24 protein-coding genes are annotated in these 20,513 nt (G+C 59.2%); 10 read left to right on the top strand and 14 right to left on the bottom strand.

All coding sequences use genetic code 11. From position 1 onward, the window contains the following. Nucleotides 1-241: 241 nt before the first annotated feature. From ASG55_RS04940 to ASG55_RS04910, 7 genes are all read right to left on the bottom strand, one after another. Nucleotides 242-589 (bottom strand): ribonuclease E inhibitor RraB, encoded by a 348-nt coding sequence (locus ASG55_RS04940; protein WP_003223226.1) that lies wholly within the window; start codon nucleotides 587-589, stop codon nucleotides 242-244. 209 nt (nucleotides 590-798) lie between these two features. Next, a complete protein-coding gene (locus ASG55_RS04935; RefSeq protein ID WP_056784063.1) occupies nucleotides 799-1,032 on the bottom strand; it encodes a hypothetical protein in 234 nt (77 codons plus the stop codon). A gap of 288 nt (nucleotides 1,033-1,320) precedes the next feature. Then, complete coding sequence (speE, locus tag ASG55_RS04930) at nucleotides 1,321-2,196, bottom strand: polyamine aminopropyltransferase (RefSeq protein WP_016773785.1); 876 nt, start codon at nucleotides 2,194-2,196, stop codon at nucleotides 1,321-1,323. A gap of 241 nt (nucleotides 2,197-2,437) precedes the next feature. Further along, nucleotides 2,438-2,629: a PLDc N-terminal domain-containing protein gene (locus ASG55_RS04925; RefSeq protein ID WP_016773784.1), complete on the bottom strand. Its 192-nt coding sequence runs from the start codon at nucleotides 2,627-2,629 to the stop codon at nucleotides 2,438-2,440. 71 nt (nucleotides 2,630-2,700) lie between these two features. Continuing rightward, complete coding sequence (locus tag ASG55_RS04920) at nucleotides 2,701-3,231, bottom strand: hypothetical protein (protein ID WP_056784060.1); 531 nt, start codon at nucleotides 3,229-3,231, stop codon at nucleotides 2,701-2,703. Nucleotides 3,232-3,389: 158 nt separating this feature from the next. After that, entirely contained in the window at nucleotides 3,390-3,908 is a 519-nt protein-coding gene (locus ASG55_RS04915) for an ankyrin repeat domain-containing protein (RefSeq protein ID WP_056784059.1), read from the bottom strand. Between the two features lie 94 nt (nucleotides 3,909-4,002). Beyond that, a complete protein-coding gene (locus ASG55_RS04910) occupies nucleotides 4,003-5,841 on the bottom strand; it encodes a long-chain-acyl-CoA synthetase (RefSeq protein ID WP_056784056.1) in 1,839 nt (612 codons plus the stop codon). A gap of 385 nt (nucleotides 5,842-6,226) precedes the next feature. Here ASG55_RS04910 and ASG55_RS04905 point away from each other — a divergent pair, with 385 nt between their 5' ends. Next, a complete protein-coding gene (locus tag ASG55_RS04905) occupies nucleotides 6,227-6,505 on the top strand; it encodes a DUF3509 domain-containing protein (protein ID WP_016773780.1) in 279 nt (92 codons plus the stop codon). 175 nt (nucleotides 6,506-6,680) lie between these two features. Here the strand turns inward: ASG55_RS04905 and mtnC are convergent, their stop codons facing one another. The 5 genes from mtnC to aroC all read right to left on the bottom strand — a co-directional run bounded on the left by mtnC (nucleotide 6,681) and on the right by aroC (nucleotide 10,901). Continuing rightward, a complete protein-coding gene (mtnC, locus tag ASG55_RS04900; RefSeq protein ID WP_056784055.1) occupies nucleotides 6,681-7,364 on the bottom strand; it encodes an acireductone synthase in 684 nt (227 codons plus the stop codon). A 4-nt stretch (nucleotides 7,365-7,368) separates the two neighbouring features. Beyond that, nucleotides 7,369-7,914, bottom strand: coding sequence for a 1,2-dihydroxy-3-keto-5-methylthiopentene dioxygenase (locus ASG55_RS04895; protein ID WP_038861971.1), 546 nt, complete (start codon nucleotides 7,912-7,914; stop codon nucleotides 7,369-7,371). Between the two features lie 92 nt (nucleotides 7,915-8,006). After that, nucleotides 8,007-8,633, bottom strand: coding sequence for a methylthioribulose 1-phosphate dehydratase (locus tag ASG55_RS04890; protein WP_024012225.1), 627 nt, complete (start codon nucleotides 8,631-8,633; stop codon nucleotides 8,007-8,009). Beyond that, on the bottom strand, nucleotides 8,630-9,775 hold the full coding sequence (locus ASG55_RS04885; RefSeq protein WP_024012224.1) for an MFS transporter: 1,146 nt from the start codon (nucleotides 9,773-9,775) through the stop codon (nucleotides 8,630-8,632). The genes ASG55_RS04890 and ASG55_RS04885 overlap by 4 nt, the downstream gene beginning before the upstream one ends. A 34-nt stretch (nucleotides 9,776-9,809) precedes the next feature. Further along, on the bottom strand, nucleotides 9,810-10,901 hold the full coding sequence (aroC, locus tag ASG55_RS04880; protein WP_056784052.1) for a chorismate synthase: 1,092 nt from the start codon (nucleotides 10,899-10,901) through the stop codon (nucleotides 9,810-9,812). 130 nt (nucleotides 10,902-11,031) lie between these two features. On the opposite strand from aroC, the gene ASG55_RS04875 reads away from it, so the two are divergent. Next, nucleotides 11,032-11,985, top strand: coding sequence for an alpha/beta hydrolase (locus ASG55_RS04875; protein ID WP_056786766.1), 954 nt, complete (start codon nucleotides 11,032-11,034; stop codon nucleotides 11,983-11,985). Nucleotides 11,986-12,084: 99 nt separating this feature from the next. Next, nucleotides 12,085-12,876: a hypothetical protein gene (locus ASG55_RS04870; protein WP_056784049.1), complete on the top strand. Its 792-nt coding sequence runs from the start codon at nucleotides 12,085-12,087 to the stop codon at nucleotides 12,874-12,876. 134 nt (nucleotides 12,877-13,010) lie between these two features. On the opposite strand, the gene prmB is transcribed toward ASG55_RS04870, so the two are convergent. Then, nucleotides 13,011-13,919, bottom strand: a complete 909-nt coding sequence (prmB, locus tag ASG55_RS04865) for a 50S ribosomal protein L3 N(5)-glutamine methyltransferase (RefSeq protein WP_056784046.1) — start codon at nucleotides 13,917-13,919, stop codon at nucleotides 13,011-13,013. Nucleotides 13,920-14,158: 239 nt separating this feature from the next. Between prmB and ASG55_RS04860 the strand changes: the two genes are divergently transcribed. From ASG55_RS04860 to ASG55_RS04840, 5 genes are all read left to right on the top strand, one after another. Then, nucleotides 14,159-14,749, top strand: coding sequence for a cysteine hydrolase family protein (locus ASG55_RS04860; protein ID WP_056784043.1), 591 nt, complete (start codon nucleotides 14,159-14,161; stop codon nucleotides 14,747-14,749). Nucleotides 14,750-14,880: 131 nt separating this feature from the next. Beyond that, nucleotides 14,881-15,201 carry a hypothetical protein gene (locus ASG55_RS04855; protein WP_056784040.1) on the top strand — a complete coding sequence of 107 codons (321 nt, stop codon included), beginning with the start codon at nucleotides 14,881-14,883 and terminating at the stop codon, nucleotides 15,199-15,201. A 74-nt stretch (nucleotides 15,202-15,275) separates the two neighbouring features. Further along, entirely contained in the window at nucleotides 15,276-15,833 is a 558-nt protein-coding gene (locus tag ASG55_RS04850; RefSeq protein ID WP_016773770.1) for a Smr/MutS family protein, read from the top strand. Between the two features lie 77 nt (nucleotides 15,834-15,910). Further along, nucleotides 15,911-16,456: a GTP cyclohydrolase I FolE gene (folE, locus tag ASG55_RS04845; protein WP_011062625.1), complete on the top strand. Its 546-nt coding sequence runs from the start codon at nucleotides 15,911-15,913 to the stop codon at nucleotides 16,454-16,456. 102 nt (nucleotides 16,457-16,558) lie between these two features. Then, nucleotides 16,559-16,930 (top strand): glutathione S-transferase N-terminal domain-containing protein, encoded by a 372-nt coding sequence (locus ASG55_RS04840; RefSeq protein ID WP_056784038.1) that lies wholly within the window; start codon nucleotides 16,559-16,561, stop codon nucleotides 16,928-16,930. A 167-nt stretch (nucleotides 16,931-17,097) separates the two neighbouring features. Here ASG55_RS04840 and ASG55_RS04835 read toward each other — a convergent pair whose 3' ends face one another. Further along, on the bottom strand, nucleotides 17,098-18,264 hold the full coding sequence (locus ASG55_RS04835) for an aminotransferase-like domain-containing protein (RefSeq protein ID WP_056784035.1): 1,167 nt from the start codon (nucleotides 18,262-18,264) through the stop codon (nucleotides 17,098-17,100). Nucleotides 18,265-18,345: 81 nt separating this feature from the next. Here ASG55_RS04835 and ASG55_RS04830 point away from each other — a divergent pair, with 81 nt between their 5' ends. Both ASG55_RS04830 and ASG55_RS04825 read left to right on the top strand, forming a co-directional pair. Next, nucleotides 18,346-18,792 carry a MarR family winged helix-turn-helix transcriptional regulator gene (locus ASG55_RS04830; protein ID WP_056786765.1) on the top strand — a complete coding sequence of 149 codons (447 nt, stop codon included), beginning with the start codon at nucleotides 18,346-18,348 and terminating at the stop codon, nucleotides 18,790-18,792. A gap of 289 nt (nucleotides 18,793-19,081) precedes the next feature. Next, nucleotides 19,082-20,431 carry an NCS2 family permease gene (locus ASG55_RS04825; protein ID WP_024012217.1) on the top strand — a complete coding sequence of 450 codons (1,350 nt, stop codon included), beginning with the start codon at nucleotides 19,082-19,084 and terminating at the stop codon, nucleotides 20,429-20,431. The last annotated feature ends 82 nt before the right edge of the window (nucleotides 20,432-20,513 follow it).

Here is a 20,513-nt window from a genome sequence, read left to right as displayed (position 1 = left end):
GCTGCAAAACTTCCCCGGCAAGCCGCCGCGAAGTAGACAGCTCAACTGATCTGAACTGCCTTGGCAGCCCCGTACCGACAGGACTTTACTGCACACCCGTCTTCCCTTTTAGCCACCCTCTCCGGTGGTTTTTTTTGCCCGGGATTCTTGTTTCAGGGTTTTGCCACTGCGATGTGCAGAAGCCAGAAACGACAACGGCCGACCCGAAGGTCAGCCGTTGTCCGACAAACAATGCGCAATATCAATTCAACCGGTAACGATTGCGCACCTCCTGCTTCACGCCCCAACCCTCGATAATGCCGCCCAGCGGTTCGACCACGGCAGAAAAGCCTTGCTCGAAATCGCCGATGTCGTCATAGGTTGCGTACATCACTTTGCTCAATTCCAGCGACCAGGCGCCGTCGTCTCGCGCACTGACCTGGGCATTGATGGATTCACCGCGAAATTTGCCTGCTGCCCTGCGCGCCCGCTCCTCGTCCGGGAAAATCGCGTAGAACTCGATGGGATGGAACCGGGAAAAATCGAAACCGCCTTCTTTCATGCGGCGCAGAACGTTGCTGCTGATGTCTTCTTGATAGGCTGTGCTCATGAATCGTCCCCCTCGATTGATGGATAGACTTTCCGTATTCCCGCCCCGGGCCTTTTGGCCTAAGTACTACGGCAACGTGGTTGCGCGCGGGAAACAAGCATGTAGCTGACAAGACCAGACCTTAGCGATCCATTCGCTGATCTCGCTTGCAGAGTAGCCCCAAGAGAGCGCCGCTGCCAAGGCCTGGTTTACGAGATGACAGGAAGTGTTCAGACAGGGGTGATGCTGAGGATTTCGATGCCGTTCTGGGTCTTGAGGTTTTTCACCTCGGCATCGGTGGTGCGCCCTTGCAGGTCGTTGAGATCCAGCTGGGCGGCGACCGGAAGAAGCCGCTCCTTGATCAGCCGCGCGGCTTCATCATCGGACGGGCATTCCTCACGTTCGAAGACTTCATCAACAATTTCGCCGTGATCATCCACGAAAGTGACTTTCCACTTTTGCATCAGTGCCTCCTCGATCAACCCGTAAATGGGCTTACCTCTATCTCGACTTTTTTCCGCGATAGTTGGTTCAAAAGGATTACAGCCGCCAACGGTGAAAATAACCATCCGATCGATAGGGCGGACTCTGTGGCGAGGGGATTTATCCCCGTTCGGCTGCGCAGCAGTCGTAATGCCGTCCATTGCGGTTTAACGGAGACACCGCGCAGGCCGGTTCACGGATGCTGCGCATCCCAACGGGGATAGATCCCCTCGCCACAAAAGCTCCCTTGCAGAGCGACTTCAGAGTGATCAGTCGTTGCTTGGCTTGTTGACCGCTTGCAGCACGTATTGCGGCAAGGCGAACGCGCCGATGTGGATTTCCGGATTGTAGTAACGGGTGACGATGCCGCTGCCGATGAAGCGCTGTTGCAGGGTTTCACGGCTGAGCTTGCGGTAGGCCGGGTTGGTCGAGCCCCAGGCGAAGGTCATCGAGCCGCCGATGTAGGTCGGCACGGCGGCCTGGTAGAAGTGCCAGTCCGGGAACAGGCTGCGCAGGCGACCGGCGGTGGTTTTGACTTCGTCGATTTGCATGAACGGCGTGCCGTTCTGAGTCACCAGGATGCCGCCTTCGTTCAGGCAGCGGTGGCACGCCTGGTAGAAATTCTCCGAGAACAGCACTTCGCCCGGGCCGATCGGGTCGGTGGAGTCGGAGATGATCACGTCGAATTTTTCAGTGGTGGTGGCGACGAAACGCATGCCGTCATCGATCACCAGGTTCAGGCGCGGATCGTCGTAGGCACCAGCAGAATGGTTCGGCAGGAATTCCTTGCACATGTCGACCACGGTGCCGTCGATCTCGACCATGGTGATGTGCTCGACGCCGGCGTGTTTGGTCACTTCGCGCAGCATGCCGCCGTCACCGCCGCCGATGATCAGCACGCGCTTGGCGGTGCCGTGAGCAAGGATCGGCACGTGGGTGAGCATTTCGTGGTAGATGAATTCGTCGGCTTCGGTGGTCTGGATCACGCCGTCCAGCGCCATCACCCGGCCCATGCGCGGGTTCTGGAAGATCACCAGGTGCTGGTGTTCGGTGCGCACTTCGTGCAGCAGTTTTTCCATGCGAAAACGCTGGCCGTAGCCTTCGTAGAGGGTTTCCAGGTACTCGCTGGTCTTGGTGACGGTCATGGTCAAGTGCTCCGATAAATGCGCGGGCGCCATCGTGGGGACGATTGCCCGGGAAAGGCGCGCATTCTACGTTGCCGAAGATGACAGGTCGAACCTCCGGTTGTTTTTTACCAGCGCAAACCAATGTGGGAGCGAGCCTGCTCGCGAAAGCGGAGTATCAGTTGCCGGTGATGGCGACTGACACAACGTCTTCGCGAGCAGGCTCGCTCCCACAGGGATGACCGTGTGATCGAAAATCAGCTCAGATCCGGACGTTACCCCGTGGCCCGGCAATAGCCCAGATGATCAGGCCCAGCACCGGCAGGAGGATAATCAGCAACACCCAGACGATTTTCATCCCGGTGGAGGCGCCGCTTTTGAGCACATTGATGATGGCCCAGATATCGAGGGCAAGGATGATCAGGCCAATCAGACCGTTGAACGTGGAACCCATGGTGTCGCTCCAGAATAGTGGCATGCACTTTTAGGATAGACGGTCGCGCGCAGGGTTCCCTTTTATTGCGTTCAGACGTGAACAGCGACCTTCAAGGCTTCCAGTGCCGGCGCAGCGGCGATGCCGACCTCGGCGCACAACTCCAGCACGCGGGGTACGTCGTTGCCGTAGACCAGGACCATTTGCAATTCATCGTCGAGCAACTGGCTGAAGTTCATCAACGTGTAACCGCCGTTTTCCTTGTTCAGGCTGCTCATCTGCACCTGGATGCGGTTGAGTGCGGTCAGTGCTTCGGTCTTGGCCAGTTGTTTGGGCTTGAGGTTGAAATCCACGCCGGGGCCAAACGAAGCAACGATTTGTGCGAACAGATCGACATAGGTATCGGCCTGGAACAGCACAGTTTCCGGCAGGCTGCCGACCACTACCCACTCACCCAGCGGGATCGGGAATGTGTCGTCGTAGTTGATGTCCGGATTGGCGGCCAGAAAAGCATTGGCATCGGCGTAGGCCTGCGCGGCTTCGTCGGCCACTTTCAGGATCTCGTCCTCGCCCATGCAGCCGGAGCTGATTTTGCTGATGAGTTCGACGAGTGCGGCTTTCATGAGGGCGGATCCTGTAGTGACAGTAGAATTTCGGGCGCGAAGAATAGCGCAGAAAAGCAAAAGATCGCAGCCTTCGGCAGCTCCTACAGGTCCTGCGTTCACTTGGCGAACGCATCAAGTGTAGGAGCTGCCGCAGGCTGCGATCTTTTGATCGTTTATCAGGCCAACAACTTTTCCAGCTGCGCAGTGGTATCGACTGCACCCATGGTCCGCGCCGCATCCAGCGCGGTCACGCCATTGGCGTCCTTGGCTCTCGGGTCAGCACCCTGGCCGATCAGGTAATCGACGATTTCAACGCGATTGAACATCGCCGCCATCATCAGCGCCGTGCGGCCGTCGAAGGAAGAACCTTCAATCTCGGCGCCCGCCTCAACCAGCGCCTTGACCACCGCCAGATCGCCTTTGAACGCGGCGCCGGCAATCGGGCTCTGGCCGTTGCCATTGCGCATTTCCGGATCGGCTTTGTGTTTAAGCAGAACCTTCACCGCATCAACATGGCCGTAGTAGCTGGCGAGCATCAACAAGGTGTCGCCCTTGCTGTTTTTCAGGTTCACCGGCAGCCCGGCGGTGACCAGGCGATCAAGCATCTCGGCATCACCGTCGCGCGCCTTGTTGAAAACCTGCTCGGTGAATTCGGCAGCTTCTTCAGGGGTCATCTGGCGGCTTTGGTCAGACATGTGGCACTCCATTTCGGTCTATCGGAAGCCGACAGTTTCCCGAGCGCGACGGTGCCTGTCACTCGGTTTTTTCCGAGCGTCCCGATAGCCACGCTCAATACCGATGTTTGCCTTGTTGAATTTCAGCGAGGATTTGCTCACTGACATGCACATAAGTTTCGCTGCCCGGCAGCCAGGCGAAGATCGGGTCATCGCCCGTGAGGCCGGGATCGAAGCCTTCTGTTTTCAGGCGAGTCTTCTGGTACTTGAACGTGCCGGTGGTTTCCATTTTCACTTTCACCCGCAGGAACAACGGCACGGCATAAGCCGGCATACGTTGCCGGACGAAACTCAGCAATTCAGCGAAATCCAGCGTGGCCAAGGATTCCGCAGGAGTGATGGCGGCCATTCCGGCGCGCCCGTTGGTGTTGGGGATTTCGACACCGTAGGCCACGGCTTCAGCAATCAATGGATGTTGCAGCAACAGGTTCTCGACTTCGGTGGTCGACACGTTTTCACCCTTCCAGCGATACGTATCGCCGAGGCGATCAACAAATTGAGCATGGCCGAAACCGATGTTGCGCAGCAGGTCGCCGGTGTTGAAAAAGCGATCGCCCTTGTTGAACACATCGTGCAATACGACGCGGGCGGTTTTCTGCGGATCGGTGTAACCGTCCAGCGGCGCTTTTTCGTCGATCCGCGCCAGCAGCAGGCCTTGCTCGCCCTTGCCGACCTTGCGCATGAAACCATCTTCGCCGCGCAACGGCTCGCCACTGTCATGGTCGTAAGCGACCAGTTCCCAGGCCATCAGGGAAAACCCGACGGTGTTGTCGAAATTGAGGATGTTGGTGAAACCGATGTTGCCGTCGCTGGCCGCGTACAGCTCACAGATATGCTCCACCGCAAAACGTGATTTGAACTCGGCCCAAGCACCAGGACGCAGGCCATTGCCGATCATCTTGCGCACATCGTGACGGCTGTCATCGACGCTGACCGGTTGCTCGACCAGGTAGCGGCACAATTCGCCAACATAGCCGATGGTGGTCGCGCGATAGCGGCGCACATCATTCCAGAACTGGCTGGCGCTGAATTTGCGGCGGATGGCGAAACCCGAGGCGCCGTTGATCGCCGATCCCCAACACACGCACAGACCTGTGGCGTGATACAGCGGCAAGGTGCAGTAAACGACATCATCCGGGCGCATATCGAGGGCGATCATGCCGAAGCTCGCCGAACTGCGCATCCACCGTCCGTGCTTGAAAACCCCGGCCTTGGGCAGACCGGTGGTGCCGGAGGTGTAGATGTAGAAACACGGATCGTCGAAGAATACTTGCGCGCTGCTCGGCGGGTTATCGCTGCTGGCGTCAGCACTGGCGCTGATCAGATTGACGTAATCCTCGGGCGCGATGCCCGGGTGGCTGTATGTGTCCTGATCAGCGACAAACCAGGTGCGGGGCGCTGCGATCGCTACCTGATCACGCACGCCGGCATAGGCAGCGGTCAGTTCTTCCCCGACCACGATGGCCGCAGGCGCAACCAGATTGATGCTGTGAACAAGCGTGTCGCGCATCAATGAGGTGTTGAGCAGCGCACTGACCGCGCCGAGCTTGGCCAGCGCCAGGATTGTCACCAGTAATTCCGCACGGTTCTCGATGAACACCGCGACCACATCGCCTTTGCCGATACCTTGCTCGCTCAGATAATGCGCAATGCGATTGGCCCACTGGTTGACCTGTGTGTAGGTCAACGCCACGTCGCCCTGCAATAACGCCACACCATCGGGATTGCGCAGCGTCGCCTGCTCGAACGTCCAGCCCAGGCCACACGTTTGGGTCGGATCCGTAACGTTGGCCACTTTCATGCCTTTGACCACCCGGGGGATGGCCTTGGCGATCATCGGCAGTTTGCGGAGCATCATGCCCCAGGTAATCGTGTCGCTTGGTGCGTGACGCATGAAAGCTCCCCGTTCGATCTTGACGTGCAGACCGCTGTTCTTGTTATCGGGTAATGACTGCGACCGACGCGTTTACGCCATGGGTCGAGAAGGAAAGTACGTCAGTGCTCGCGGGGCTGTACACGCGGTTTTTGCAATGATTTGTATCCCGTCGCGCCTCCGGGGAAGAGCGGATTCTGGTACGGACGTTTGGTTCCGTTGTACGGAGAAAAATCACGCAAAATGCAGGATGCACGATGGCCATTCATGCAGATTGCACGACGCCTGCAAAATGCACTACTTTCAACTCGTTGATTTTAAAGGGAATTTATTCGCATCAATACTGGCACAAACGCTGCAACTACCTCCGCATGCTTGCCATTCAAGTACATACGGAGCTGATGACATGAGCCTGATTCAAGAAAAATTTACATCGCTGTTCTCCAACTACGAAGTCAGCACTGCCCCGCGTCCTGACGGTGGCATCCTGCTCACACTGCGTAGCAGCGACGGCAAAGTCTTCAAACGCGCCCTCTCGTATCAGCAACTGCATGCCGGTGACCAACTGTCGTGGGCGATCAGCGCGATCCGCCGCGACCTGGCCGAACAAGCCAGCGAGCTGCCGCAAATTGCGATGCTGCAGAGCCAGCAGCGTTTTGCTCTGCCGACCTATCACTCGCTGTAATTGGCTTTAAACAAAAACAGGCCGTGGAGCATGCGCTTCACGGCCTGTTTTTATGTGCGCATGATTTTTGTAGGAGCTGCGGCACGCTGCGATCTTTTGATCTTGATTTCATGCGTAAATCGAAAGATTGCAGCCTCGTTTCACTCGACAGCTCCTACAGGGATGTGTGCAATGGTCAGAACGCTTCCGGTTCGATCCCGGTAAAGCTGTCCACCGTCACGTGTCCTGCCAACTCACCGCCTTCACGCGCCAGGCCACAGGTTTTCATGCCGGCTGACTGGGCAGCGTCGAGCTCTTCGACGATATCCGAGAGGAACAGGATTTCATCGGCTTCAACACCCACCGCCTGTTGAATGTTGCGGTAGGACTGCGCCTCACGCTTCGGCCCTGATGTGGTGTCGAAATAGCCGCTGAACAGCGGTGTCAGATCCCCCGCCTCCGAGCAACCGAAAATCAGTTTCTGCGCCTGGATCGAGCCGGATGAGTAAACAAACAGTTGATAACCGGCCGCATGCCAACGTTGCAGCGCTTCAACAGCATCCGGATAAACATGCCCTTTCAGCTGCCCGGCCTGATAGCCCTGCGCCCAGACCATGCCTTGCAACGCCTTGAGCGGCGTGGCTTTGCGGTCTTCAGCGATCCAGCTCAAGAGGATTTCAACAACCCGCTCGACATCGGCCTGCGGCTCGTTGCTGTCTCGGCGCACGGCGTCGAGCTGTTCGGCGACATCAGCACGCGAAGCGTTCTGGCGCACAAAGTCGGGCAAATGTTCGGCGGCGTAGGGAAACAGCACGTCGAAGACGAAACTCACCGCGCTGGTGGTGCCTTCGATGTCGGTGAGGATGGCTTTGATCGACACGGTTTCAGTCCTCCAGACGCGGGAAACGACCGGCGATGTCTTCGCCGGTGAAATTGGCAACCCAGCCTTCCGGGTTGTTGAACAGACGAATCGCTACGAAATGCGGATGCTCGCCCATGTCGAACCAGTGCTTGGTGCCGGCGGGAACCGAGATCAGATCATTTTTCTCGCAAAGCACGGCATAGACGTAATCGTCGATATGCAGGGTAAACAAGCCACGACCGGCGACGAAAAATCGCACTTCGTCTTCGCCATGGCGGTGCTCTTCGAGGAACTTGGCGCGCAGCTCGGCTTTTTGCGGATGATCACTGTTGAGGCTGATCACATCGACCGTAATGTAACCGCGCTCAGTCATCAGTTTGTCGATCTGCTCTTTATAAGCGCTGATGACCTCTTCCTGACTGGCGCCGGGCTGAATCTTCGCGGCGGCCTGCCAGCGGTCGAAACGCACGCCCTGCTCGGCCAGCGTCGAGGCGATATCTTCGAAATGGGTCAGCACCTTATTGGGAATCTCAGGGCTGGAAACGTGATAAACGGACAGGCTGCTCATGGGCAATTCCTCGGTAGCGGCGGCGCCGTCCGGCTCTTGAAGACCGGTCGGGCGCCGCATGGCATCAGGCAAACAGGCTGTTTCAGATGAACTCAGCCTTGGCGGTTCATGACGCTGCGGGTTTTCAACTCGCATTCAAACAGGAATTCAAAAGCCTCGATCTGCCGCAGCGCGTCGCTCATCTGCGCGCCCCAGGTATAGAGACCATGGCCGCGGATCAGATAACCGACGCAATCGGGATGGGCGTCGAGCCAAGGCTGCACCTTGGCGGCGAGGCGCGCAATGTCCTGATCGTTGTCGAAAATCGGCACACGCACCCGTGATTCGTGGGTGGAAATGCCGCTGAAGGCTTTCTGCAATTCGTAGTCTTCAAATTCGATGAAATCTTCCGGGGTCAGGCGCGACAGCACCGTGGCATTCACCGAATGGGTGTGCAGCACCGCGCCGATTTCCGCGCGCCAACTGTAGAGCTGGGTGTGCAGCAAGGTTTCGGCGGAGGGTTTCTTGCCCGGCTCCAGGCTATTGCCGGACAGATCGGTAGCGAGCACGTCATCCACACCCAACTGGCCCTTGTGCTTGCCCGATACGGTCAACAGCGCTTCGCTCGGCGACAGGCGTGTCGAATAGTTGCTGCTGGTAGCTGGCGACCAGCCACGGCCATATAGAAAACGCCCGGCGTCAACGATCTGCTGGGCGAGCTGTTCACGACTAAGGCTCATGGCCTGTCCTCTTGCATACATGTGGCAATGATAACGGCAGCGGCAAGCGCTGCGAGACTGGCAATACTAAAGGTCAATGTTGCGCCGAGGGCATTCCAGCTGTAGCCGGAATACAGCGCGCCGAGCGCCCCGCCGGTGCCGGCCAGTGCCGCATACAGCGCCTGGCCCTGGCCTTGCTGGCGGGCGCCGAAACTACGTTGCACGAAAGCGATGGCAGCCGCATGAAAGCTGCCGAATGTCGCTGCATGCAACACCTGGGCGAACAACAACACCCAGAGAAACTCCGCAAACGAACCGAGCAGCACCCAACGCAACGCCGCCAGAAGGAAGCTCGCCAGCAGCACCCGGCGCAGGGAAAAGCGCGCCAGAATGCGGCTCATGGCCATGAACATCAGCACTTCGGCCACCACGCCCACGGCCCAGAGCATACCGATGACGCCACGGCTGTAACCGAGGCGTTCAAGGTGCAAAGTCAGAAAGGTGTAATACGGCCCGTGGCTGACCTGCATCAGCGCGACGCAAGCATAAAACGCCAGCACGCCGGGATGACGCAATTGCTTGAGGAAGCCCTCACCCGTCGGCCGATTGCCTTGCGCCGGCTGTGCATTCGGCACCCACAGGCTACTCAGGACGATACCGGCCATGATCAGCACCAGCGCCGCCGGATAAATGTCCAGACTGAGCCATTCGAACAGCCGCCCCAGCACTACCACAGTGATGATGAAACCGATCGAGCCCCACAGGCGAATCTGGCTGTAGCGCGATGTTTGCCCCTGCAGATGCGCGAGGGTGATGACTTCGAACTGCGGCAGCACCGCGTGCCAGAAGAACGCATGCAGGGCCATGACCATCGCCAGCCAGGCGTAGGTCTGACTGACGAAGATCAGCGAAAAGGTCAGCAACGTGCACACCGCACCAAAGCGCACGATGGCCAGACGCCTGCCGGTGTAATCGCCGAGCCAGCCCCAGATGTTCGGCGCCACGCAGCGCATCAGCATCGGAATCGCCACCAGCTCGCCGATGCGTGCGGCGCTGAAGCCGAGGTGATCGAAGTACAGCGCCAGAAATGGCGCTGTCGATCCGAGCAAGGCGAAATAGAACAGATAGAAACTGGACAACCGCCAGTAAGGAAGCGCCGCCACGCCGGCTATGCCGCGACGGCTTTGAGCGCGGCCATCAGAGCTGGCCCAGCACCGGCGTGCTCACGCGCACATCGGCGTTCTGCCCACGGTGGCGCAGCAGGTGATCCATCAGCACGATGGCCATCATCGCTTCGGCGATCGGCGTCGCGCGGATGCCGACACAAGGATCGTGACGCCCCTTGGTGATCACATCGACCGGGTTGCCATTCACGTCGATCGAATGCCCCGGGGTGGTGATGCTCGAGGTCGGTTTCAATGCCAGATGCGCAACGATTGGCTGGCCGGACGAGATGCCACCGAGGATGCCGCCGGCGTTGTTGCTGAGGAAACCCTCCGGCGTCAGTTCATCGCGGTGTTCGGTACCACGCTGGGCGACACAGGTGAACCCGGCGCCGATCTCCACGCCTTTGACCGCGTTGATGCTCATCAGCGCGTGGGCCAGTTCGGCGTCGAGGCGGTCGAAAATCGGTTCGCCAAGACCCGGCATCACGCCTTCGGCGACCACGGTGATCTTCGCTCCGACCGAGTCCTGATCGCGGCGCAACTGGTCCATGTACGCTTCCAGCTCCGGGACCTTGTCCGGGTCAGGACTGAAAAAGGCGTTTTCTTCGACCGAATCCCAGGTCTTGAACGGAATTTCGATCGGGCCGAGCTGGCTCATGTAACCGCGAATGACGATGCCCTGACTGGCCAGATACTTCTTGGCGATCGCACCGGCCGCCACGCGCATGGCGGTTTCCCGCGCGGAACTGCGGCCACCGCCGCGATAATCGCGTTCGCCGTATTTATGGTGATAGGTGTAGTCGGCGTGAGCCGGGCGGAACAGGTCCTTGATCGCCGAGTAGTCCTTGGACTTCTGGTCGGTATTGCGAATCAGCAGGCCGATCGAGCAACCGGTGGTGCGGCCCTCGAACACGCCGGAGAGGATTTCGACTTCATCGGCTTCCTGGCGCTGGGTGGTGTGGCGGCTGGTGCCAGGCTTGCGGCGATCAAGGTCGCGCTGCAGATCTTCCAGGGAAATCTCCAGGCCCGGCGGGCAGCCGTCGACAATGGCGACCAACGCCGGACCATGGCTTTCGCCAGCGGTGGTGACAGTGAACAACTTGCCGTAGGTATTGCCGGACATGCAGGACGCTCCGTGAAATCAAACCCGAATTCTTGATGCGCGCCAGTATACGCAGGCTAACCGAGTAGTTCATCCTCGAACCTTAGTGGTGCTGGCGAGTCCAACCGGCACCTTGACCAATGATGGCGTGATGATGCTGCGAGTTCTGATCTTGAGTCTTACCCTCTTTACCGGCTTTGCCCAAGCGACAGTCCTACAGCGCCCGGTCACTCTGGACACCGGCAGCGGCGAACTTTTCGGTTCGCTGTTGCTGCCCAAGTCCGACAGCCCGGTGCCGATTGTTCTGATGATTTCTGGCTCAGGTCCTACAGATCGCGATGGAAACAACCCCGACGGCGGACGCAATGACAGCCTCAAGCGCTTGGCCTGGGTGCTGGCCAAACACAACATCGCCAGCGTGCGCTACGACAAGCGTGGCGTTGCGGCAAGCTTGGCGGCCGCTCCCGATGAACGTGATTTGTCTGTAGAAGGCTATGCGGCGGACGCCGTGGCGTGGGGGCAGAAGCTCAAGGCCGATCCGCGTTTCGGCAAACTGATTCTGCTCGGCCACAGCGAAGGCGCGCTGATTGCCAGCCTCGCCGCGCCGAAGCTGGACGCAGCGGCGGTGATCTCGCTGTCCGGCAGCGCGCGCCCGGTCGATCAGGTAATCCGCGAACAGTTGGCGCGCAGCCTGCCGCCGCCACTGATGCTGCGCAGCAACGAACTGCTCGACAGCCTCAAGGCCGGCCATACCGATGACAACGTGCCGCAGCCGTTGCAGGTGATCTTTCGCCCGAGCGTGCAGCCGTACCTGATTTCGCTGTTCCGTCAGGACCCGGCGCAGGCCTTTGCCCAGTTGAAAATGCCGGCGCTGATTGTCCAGGGCAGCAACGACATTCAGGTCGGCACCGAGGACGCGAAGCTGCTCAAGGCGGCGAAACCGGAAGCGCAACTGACGGTGATCGACGGTATGAATCACGTGCTGCGCATCGTCCACAACGACATGAAGCGGCAATTGGCCTCCTACAAGGACCCGAATTTGCCCCTGGCCGCCGAACTGGGCGCCGCCGTCATCGAATTTATTGACGGAATTCGTGCAAGTTAACTGCGTTTTACCCTCCAGCCTCACAGAAAACGGCCGATAAGCCTTTGTCGCCAGCGCAACGTCTGGCGGCAAGCAGGGCTTGGACAGGATCTCGCCGTTATGACTGAAACCCAGACTTCACCCGACACCAGCGCTGAAAAAGACGCATCGCCAGCGGTCGAACTGCCGTGGGCGGACGTTCAGGCCGAGCACCACAAGATGCTCCGCCTGGCGCCGCTGCAGACCGACCGCAATACCGGCGGCCGGCCGTTGCGCTTTGTCGAATTCGGTTACGCCGAGCGCAACAGCAAAGAGCGCAGCCTGATGCGCATGGCGATCAAGCTGCCCAACCAGCGCGTGCGCAAAGAGCAGAATCATCTTGATGTGTGGGTAGACCACGCGAGCAAACGGGTGAGCTTCGGTCCCGATAGCGGCTTGCAGATTGAACCGCTGAATCGCGGTATCGGCCGCTTCATGGCTGCGCAAGGCATCAATTGGGCGAAAAAGCGCTGGCCCGGCTACACCGTCGACGGCATGGACCTGAACAACAAGGACGCGCTCAACGAAGACACTCGCTTGCGTCGCGACCATTTCCTGCGCGTGCACGGTTTCGATGTGGCTTACGCCGACGCCCAGCATTTGAAAGGCAGCATCAAGGCCGTGCAGGTCGGTGATCTGCTCGGTGACTGGAACAGCGAAAAGCTGCAGATCGTCGAAATTCTTGAAGCCGCGCAGATGCTGCAGCAGGCCGAACAGAACCTGGCCGAGCAGGAAGTGAAACTGAAGAAGCAGGAAGAAAAAGTCAGCAAGTTCAAGCGTGAAGACGCCGGGCTGCGTTTCACCATTACGTGTCTGGTGGCATTTGCGGTGTTTCAGGCGGGGTTGTTGATCTGGATTGCTACGCACCGCTGAGGGCTTGAGCGCGTACTGATCGTTCCCATGCTCTGCGTGGGAATGCAGCCCGGGACGCTCCGCATCCCAAAAGCGGACGCAGAGCGTCCATTGATGCATTCCCACGCGGAGCGTGGGAACGATCTGTCACAACCTTAGACGCGGGACGCGAACAGGGCCTGATGCGCGCGGCACTGCTCCGCTGTCAGCATGAACACACCATGCCCACCACGCTGGAACTCCAGCCAGGCGAAATCGACTTCCGGGTACAACGCCTCGACGTGCACTTGGCTGTTGCCCACCTCGACAATCAGCAAACCCTTCTCGGTCAGGTGATCCGCCGCTTCGGCGAGCATGCGCCGGACCAGATTCAGACCATCATCACCGCAGGCCAGACCGAGTTCCGGCTCGTGCTGATATTCGTCCGGCATGTCGGCGAAATCTTCCGCATCGACGTAGGGCGGGTTCGACACGATCAGGTCGAAACGCTGACCCGGCAAGCCATCGAAGCCATCACCCTGCACGGTATAGACGCGCTCATCGACGCCATGGCGCTCGATGTTCTGGTTGGCCACTTCCAGCGCTTCGAACGACAGGTCCGCGAGCACTACCTCGGCATTCTGAAACTCGTAAGCACAGGCAATGCCGATGCAGCCGGAACCCGTGCACAGGTCGAGAATCCGCGCCGGTTCGTTGCCGATCCATGGTGCAAAGCGGTTTTCGATCAGTTCACCAATCGGCGAACGCGGGATCAACACGCGCTGGTCGACGATGAACGACATGCCGCAGAACCACGCCTCGCCGAGCAGATAGGCGGTCGGAACGCGATCTTCGATGCGGCGCTTGAGCAGGCGCTGCAGATTGACCAGTTCGTCGTCTTCCAGCGCGCAATCAAGATAGCTGTCGGCGATTTCCCAAGGCAGGTGCAAAGCGCCCAGCACCAGCTGACGCGCCTCGTCCCAGGCGTTGTCGGTGCCATGACCGAAAAACAGATCCTCCCCATGGAAGCGGCTGACGGCCCAACGGATGTGGTCGCGCAGGGTACGAAGTCGGGAAGTGATCACGGCGTAGAACTCCAGAAAAAACGACTGGCGATTCTAGCAGCCAAAACGCGCGACGACGACGCAGGAAAAACCGCGTGGCAACGGTAGGAGATTTCTTTTTTTTGCATCAGGCATTGAACGGAACGTGTAACTTGACAAGGCTGCAGGCCAAGAACGACGGCGCCTACGATGGTAGCGATTCACAGAACCGCTCAGCCAGAGGACAATGTCGCAAAAGCCCCACCCCGAGGAGCCCCAGAATGTCCGTTCCAAAAACGATGTTTCAACTCAGCGGCCGCGGTTACGCAGCGGCCACCCTGAGCCATGCCACCGTGGTCATCATCGATGCCCAGAAGGAATACCTCAGTGGCCCGCTGGCCCTGAGCGGCATGGACGCGGCCGTCGCGAACATCAAACAAGTGGTTGCCGCAGCCCGTGCCGCCGGTCGGCCGATCGTGCACGTGCGTCATCTCGGCACCGTGGGTGGCCTGTTCGACCCGCAGGGCGAACGTGGCGAGTTCATCCCTGGTCTGGAACCACAGGGTGATGAAACCATTATCGGCAAACTGCTGCCGAGCGCGTTCCATGGCACCGAACTGCTCGAGCGCCTGCAGAACCTCGGCTCGCTGGACCTGATCGTTTGCGGTTTCATGAGTCACTCCAGCGTCAGCACCACCGTGCGCGCGGCGAAGAATCTCGGTTTCCGCTGCACCCTGGTCGAAGACGCCTGCGCGACACGCGATCTGCCGTTCAAGAGCGGCGTACTCAGCGCCGAACGCGTGCAGGAAGCGGAAATGGCGATCATGGCCGACAACTTCGCCACGCTGGCCAAGACTCAGGACCTGATCTGATCCTGCCCTCGCGAGCGGTGCGTTGGCGCCGCTCATCCGCTATATCCGCTGATTTGCCGCAAATGCCATAGCCTCAGGAACAACCCGGTCAACTCCCGGTCGAAGGGCCGATACCATTGAGGAAGGTCGGAATGAAGTTATCCGATGGATTTGACGCACGCCGTTTGCGGCCCAAAGGCCAAAGCAACTGGCGTTTTCGATTTGGCGCGGCGATCTCGGCCATTCTGGCGACGTTCGGCGTGCTGCTGGCGATGGCTGGGGCAGCCAGCCTGCTCGGCCGTCCGCCGGCGCTGGGTGACCTGAACGCGTCACCGCTGGGCTCGGCAATCATGCTCGCCATCGGCTTGCTGTTTCTGTATTTCGGCGTTGCCCTGTGGCGCCGCTGCCGCCGTCGCGCACGGCAATCGCGGGAACTGAACATGGCCCCGCATCTGATGAAAAAACACGACTGACCCAACGGCCTGGCTTTTTGCCGGGCCGTTTTCTGTCGACTTGGGTAAACTGGCCGCCCTTCGCGGAGGCTGACATGCAAGACGACGATTTTTCTCTGTTCAAAAGTGCGATCCAGGGCGTCAAGCCGATCAAGCACGACCGCGCCGACACCGGCAAACCCAAGGCTGACCGCGCGCAGATCGCCAAGCTGCGTCAGTCCGCCACCGTGCGCAGCGACACCACTATCATTGATGGCTTGTCCGACCAGTTCGTGATCGACGTCGGCCCGGAAGACGAACTGATGTGGTCCCGCGACGGCGTGCAGGAAAGCCAGATGCGCAAGCTCAAGGTCGGGCAGATCCCGTTCGAAGGCAGCCTCGACCTGCACGGCATGAGTGTCGAGAAGGCCCGCGAAACCCTTTGGGCGTTTCTCGCTGAGGCGACCAAATTCGAAATCCGCTGCGTGCGCGTGACTCACGGCAAGGCCGTGCGCCTCGATGGCAAGCGGCCAATGATCAAAAGCCATGTCAACACCTGGCTGCGCCAGCACGCCCAAGTCCTCGGCTTTTGCTCCTGCCAGGCCCGTCACGGCGGCGCCGGCGCGGTTTATGTGATGCTGAAACGGACGATGATGGAAGGTCGCGACGAATAAAGCCATCACACCGAACTTGCAGGGTTGTGTCCGCCACCGTACCCTTGCCCTTTGCGAAAATCCCCACAGGTAGTTTCATGTCCCTGGAACAGAATTACACCGCGATTCTCGGCCAATTGGGCGAGGACGTGTCCCGCGAGGGCCTGCTCGACACGCCAAAGCGTGCCGCCAAAGCCATGCAGTACCTCTGCCGCGGTTATGCACAGACGCTCGAAGAGGTCACCAATGGTGCCCTGTTCAGCTCCGACAACAGCGAAATGGTGCTGGTCAAGGACATCGAGCTGTATTCGTTGTGCGAACACCACTTGCTGCCGTTCATCGGCAAGGCGCATGTCGCCTATATCCCGAGCGGCAAAGTGCTGGGCCTGTCGAAGGTTGCGCGGATCGTCGATATGTACGCCCGTCGCCTGCAGATTCAGGAAAACCTCAGCCGCCAGATCGCCGATGCGGTGCAGCAAGTCACCGGCGCGCTGGGCGTGGCCGTGGTGATCGAAGCCAAGCACATGTGCATGATGATGCGCGGCGTCGAAAAGCAGAATTCGTCGATGATCACTTCGGTGATGCTCGGTGAATTCCGTGAAAACGCGGCAACCCGTAGCGAATTCCTCAGCCTCATCAAGTAATTCGCAACAGAAAAGAGCCGGCGTTGATCGCCGGTTTTTTTTCGCCCGTGAAAAATCGGGTAAGCTGCGCGCCTTCTTCATTTGCACCGTGAGGCTTTCAACGTGTTCGTCAAAGCGCTTCGTGTCGGCCTCGGCCAACTGGTTATCTTCATCGACTTTATTACCCGCCCGGGGAAGAAAAAACGCCCCACCGCTGCTCAGGCGCAAGTCGACGCTGCCGCGAAGGACCTGACGCTGTATCAATTTCACGCCTGCCCGTTCTGCGTGAAAACCCGCCGCGCTCTGCATCGCCTGAATGTGCCGGTGGCGCTGAAAGACGCGAAGAACAACGAGCAGGATCGCCAGACCCTGCTGGAACAGGGTGGCCGAATCAAAGTGCCTTGCCTGCGAATTGATGAGAATGGGCAGACAACCTGGATGTATGAATCCAAGGTGATTATTGATTATCTGGATAAGCGGTTTGCGGCGGTCTGACATTGATGTGCTGTGGCTGATGGCGCCATCGCTGGCAAGCCAGCTCCCACATTGATCTCAGGTTGTAGACAAGAATTGTGGGAGCTGGCTTGCCAGCGATGAGGCCCGTCAAATCATCACAAAACTCAGACAATGATAAACCGGCCCTCCAGCCGGTTTATTGCTTATCAGGCCGCCCTCTCCATCTGCGCCCGCCGCACCACCGCCGCCAACCGCTTCAACCCCTCATCCAGCCGCGACGGATCAATGTGGCTGAAGTTCAAGCGCAAATGCCCATGATGCTTGTCCGGCTCGGGAAAGAACGGTTCACCGGGCATGAATGCCACATCATTGGCCAACGCCTCGTTGAGCAAAGTGCGCGTATCCAGCGGTTGCTTCAGCGTCAGCCAGAAGAACAGCCCGCCCTGGGGCATGTTCCACTCAGCCAGATCTGCAAAATGCTCTTCCAGCGCCAACTGAAACGCATCTCGCCGTAGCCGGTAGAAATCCCGCAACTCACTTAAATGCTGGTGATACTTCTCTGAGCCGATCCATTGCAGCGCCTGCCACTGACCGATGCGATTGGTGTGCAGATCCGCCGACTGCTTGAGTTTGAGCAGGTGGGGGAACAGATCCGCACTGGCGATCAAGTAACCGACACGCAGACCCGGGAGCAAGGTTTTCGACACGGTACCGGTGTAGATCCAGCTGGCTTTTTTCAGGCGCGCCACAATCGGTTTTGCGCTGCCACCATCGAAAGTCAGTTCGCGGTATGGCTCGTCTTCGATGAGGGTGACGCCAAATTCATCAAGTAATGCCGCGACCGCTGCGCGCTTGGCCTCGCTGTAGCGCACGGCGGATGGATTCTGGAACGTCGGGATCAGGTAGATAAACGCCGGGCGGTGTTGTTCCAGACGTTTGCGAAGTTGCGCCAAGTTAGGTCCGTCCGCTTCCTGCGGCACGGTCAGGCAATCGGCGCCGAAAAGCTGGAAGATTTGCAGCGCGGCCAGATAAGTCGGCGCCTCCAGCAAAATTTCCGTGCCCTTGTCGATATACAGTTTTGCCGCCAGATCCAGAGTTTGCTGGGAACCACTGACCACCAGCACCTGACTCGCATCGCACTCGAGGCCCAGCGCCCTCGCCTCTGCCGCCAAAGCTTCGCGCAAGGCCGGCTCGCCTTCGCTCATGCCGTACTGACCCAGCGATAACGGCATCTCGTCCCACTCCACCTTCGGCAACATCGCCTCAGCGGGCAAACCGCCGGCGAACGACATGACCTCCGGAAGCTGGGCCGCCGCGAGGATTTCTCGGATCAAAGAACTTTTAAGGCGCGAGACACGTTCGGAAAAAGCCATGGAGGTCACCGTAGCAAGGCATGCAGGAAATGAGTCAAACTGGTTGACTGAAATTACGACAGCTTGAGCGAGTACGTCAACATGCTTGACCTTAAAAACCCCTCCACTCAGCAACAGGCCATGGAAGCGTTTTTCTTCGGCTATCAGGCATTCACTGCCAAGGCTGATGAAATGCTCGAGCGTCGCGGCCTCTCGCGGGTGCATCAGCGCATCGTGTTTTTCATCGCGCGCTATCCGAACCTCAGCGTAAAAGAGTTGCTGGCCCTGCTGGGCGTGAGCAAACAAGCGTTGAACATGCCCCTGCGCCAGTTGCAGGAAATGCACCTGGTCGACAGCGTCGCTTCGCAGACGGACAAGCGTAAGCGCCTGCTTGAGCTGACGGCGGAAGGCGCGAAGTTCGAGCAAGCGCTGCGCCGTGAGCAGGTGAAATTGCTCGAGCGGGTATTTGCCGAGGCTGGGGAAGCGGCGGTGAATGGGTGGTTGGCGGTGAATCTGGCGCTTGGGGGGAATCAGCTGCAACTCGATTGACAGGACCGCCCTCTTCGCGAGCAGGCTCGCTCCCACATTGGAACGCATTCTCCTGTGTGAGCGAGCCTGCTCGCGTAGCCATCCTGATAGCCATATATCCCTATCCGCAAAAAAATCGCCGACAAAACAAAAAACAATATTTGCTTTATTTGTACACAAAAGCATAATCCACTGCGTGCGAGTTCCTGACTATACGGTCAACAAATTCGCGTATGCCTCAAAGGGCCGCTGCCACCCCTCATGGGTCCGGCCCTGGAAATAACAATAAAACTCTTGAGGAGTACTCGCTGTGGAAAGCCGCAAATCCGAAGCACCGCCGCTCGAGCTCACGCCGCCATTACGCAATGGCCTGCTGGAGCGTCTGTTCAAACTCAGCTTGCATGGCACCACGGTGAAGACCGAGCTGATTGCCGGTCTGACAACCTTCATCACCATGGCTTACATCATTTTCGTCAACCCGAACATCATGGCCGACGCAGGCATCGATCACGGTGCGGCCTTCGTCGCCACCTGCATCGCCGCTGCGCTCGGTTGCCTGTTGATGGGGCTCTATGCCAATTGGCCGGTCGGCCTGGCGCCGGGCATGGGCCTCAACGCCTTCTTCACCTACACCGTGGTCGGCACCATGGGCTACAACTGGGAAACCGCCCTCGGCGCGGTGTTTGTCTCGGGCGTGCTGTTCATGTTCCTGACCTTTTCGCGGATCCGCGAGTGGCTGCTCAACAGTATCCCGGTCAGCCTGCGGTTCGCGATGGGCGCCGGTGTCGGTCTGTTTCTGGGCCTGATCGGTCTGAAGACGGCCGGTATCGTCGTCGACAGCCCGGCGACGCTGATCAAGCTGGGTTCGCTGCGTGAACCTGGCCCGCTGCTCGCTGCGATCTGCTTCCTGATGATCGCGATCCTCAGTTACCACCGCGTGTTCGGTGCGATCCTGATCAGCATCATCACCGTCACCCTCGCCGGCTGGGGCCTGGGTCTGGTGCACTACGAGGGCATCATGTCCGCGCCGCCGAGCCTGGCACCGACCTGGATGGCAATGAACGTCGCCGGCGTGTTCAACGTCAGCATGATCAGCGTGGTGCTCGCGTTCCTCTTCGTGCACATGTTCGACACCGCCGGTACGCTGATGGGCGTGGCCCAGCGCGCCAACCTTGTCGCCGCTGACGGTCGCATCGAGAATCTTTCCCGAGCCATGAAGGCTGACAGCGCATCCAGCGTATTTGGCGCCGTGGTGGGGGTTCCACCCGTGACAAGTTACGTGGAAAGTGCCGCCGGCGTAGCCGCTGGTGGTCGGACTGGTCTTACCGCCGTCACCGTGGGTGTGCTATTTATAGCGGCCATGTTTTTCGCACCGCTGGCTGGCATGATTCCCGCTTATGCCACGGCAGGTGCACTGATCTACGTGGCGATGTTGATGATGGGCGGTATGGCCCACATCGAATGGGACGAAGCGACCGACGCCATTCCGGCGATCGTCACGGCGATCATGATGCCGCTGACCTTTTCGGTCGCCGACGGCATCGCCCTGGGCTTCATCACTTACGTCGCGTTGAAGGCCGGCACCGGCAAGTACAAGGAAATTTCCGTCAGCCTGTGGGTGCTCTGCGCGATCTTCATCGCCAAGTTCATCTTCCTGTAAACGCTGCGCGGTTCAGGCTTCAAACCAGCCTCACCCTCACCGGTGGGGCTTTTGCACATCTCGATAACAACAAAGGAGCAAT

The organism is Pseudomonas sp. Leaf434 (genome assembly GCF_001425545.1).
In the GTDB taxonomy this organism is placed as follows: domain Bacteria; phylum Pseudomonadota; class Gammaproteobacteria; order Pseudomonadales; family Pseudomonadaceae; genus Aquipseudomonas; species Aquipseudomonas siliginis.
This window is presented reverse-complemented; position numbering and strand designations above follow the sequence as displayed.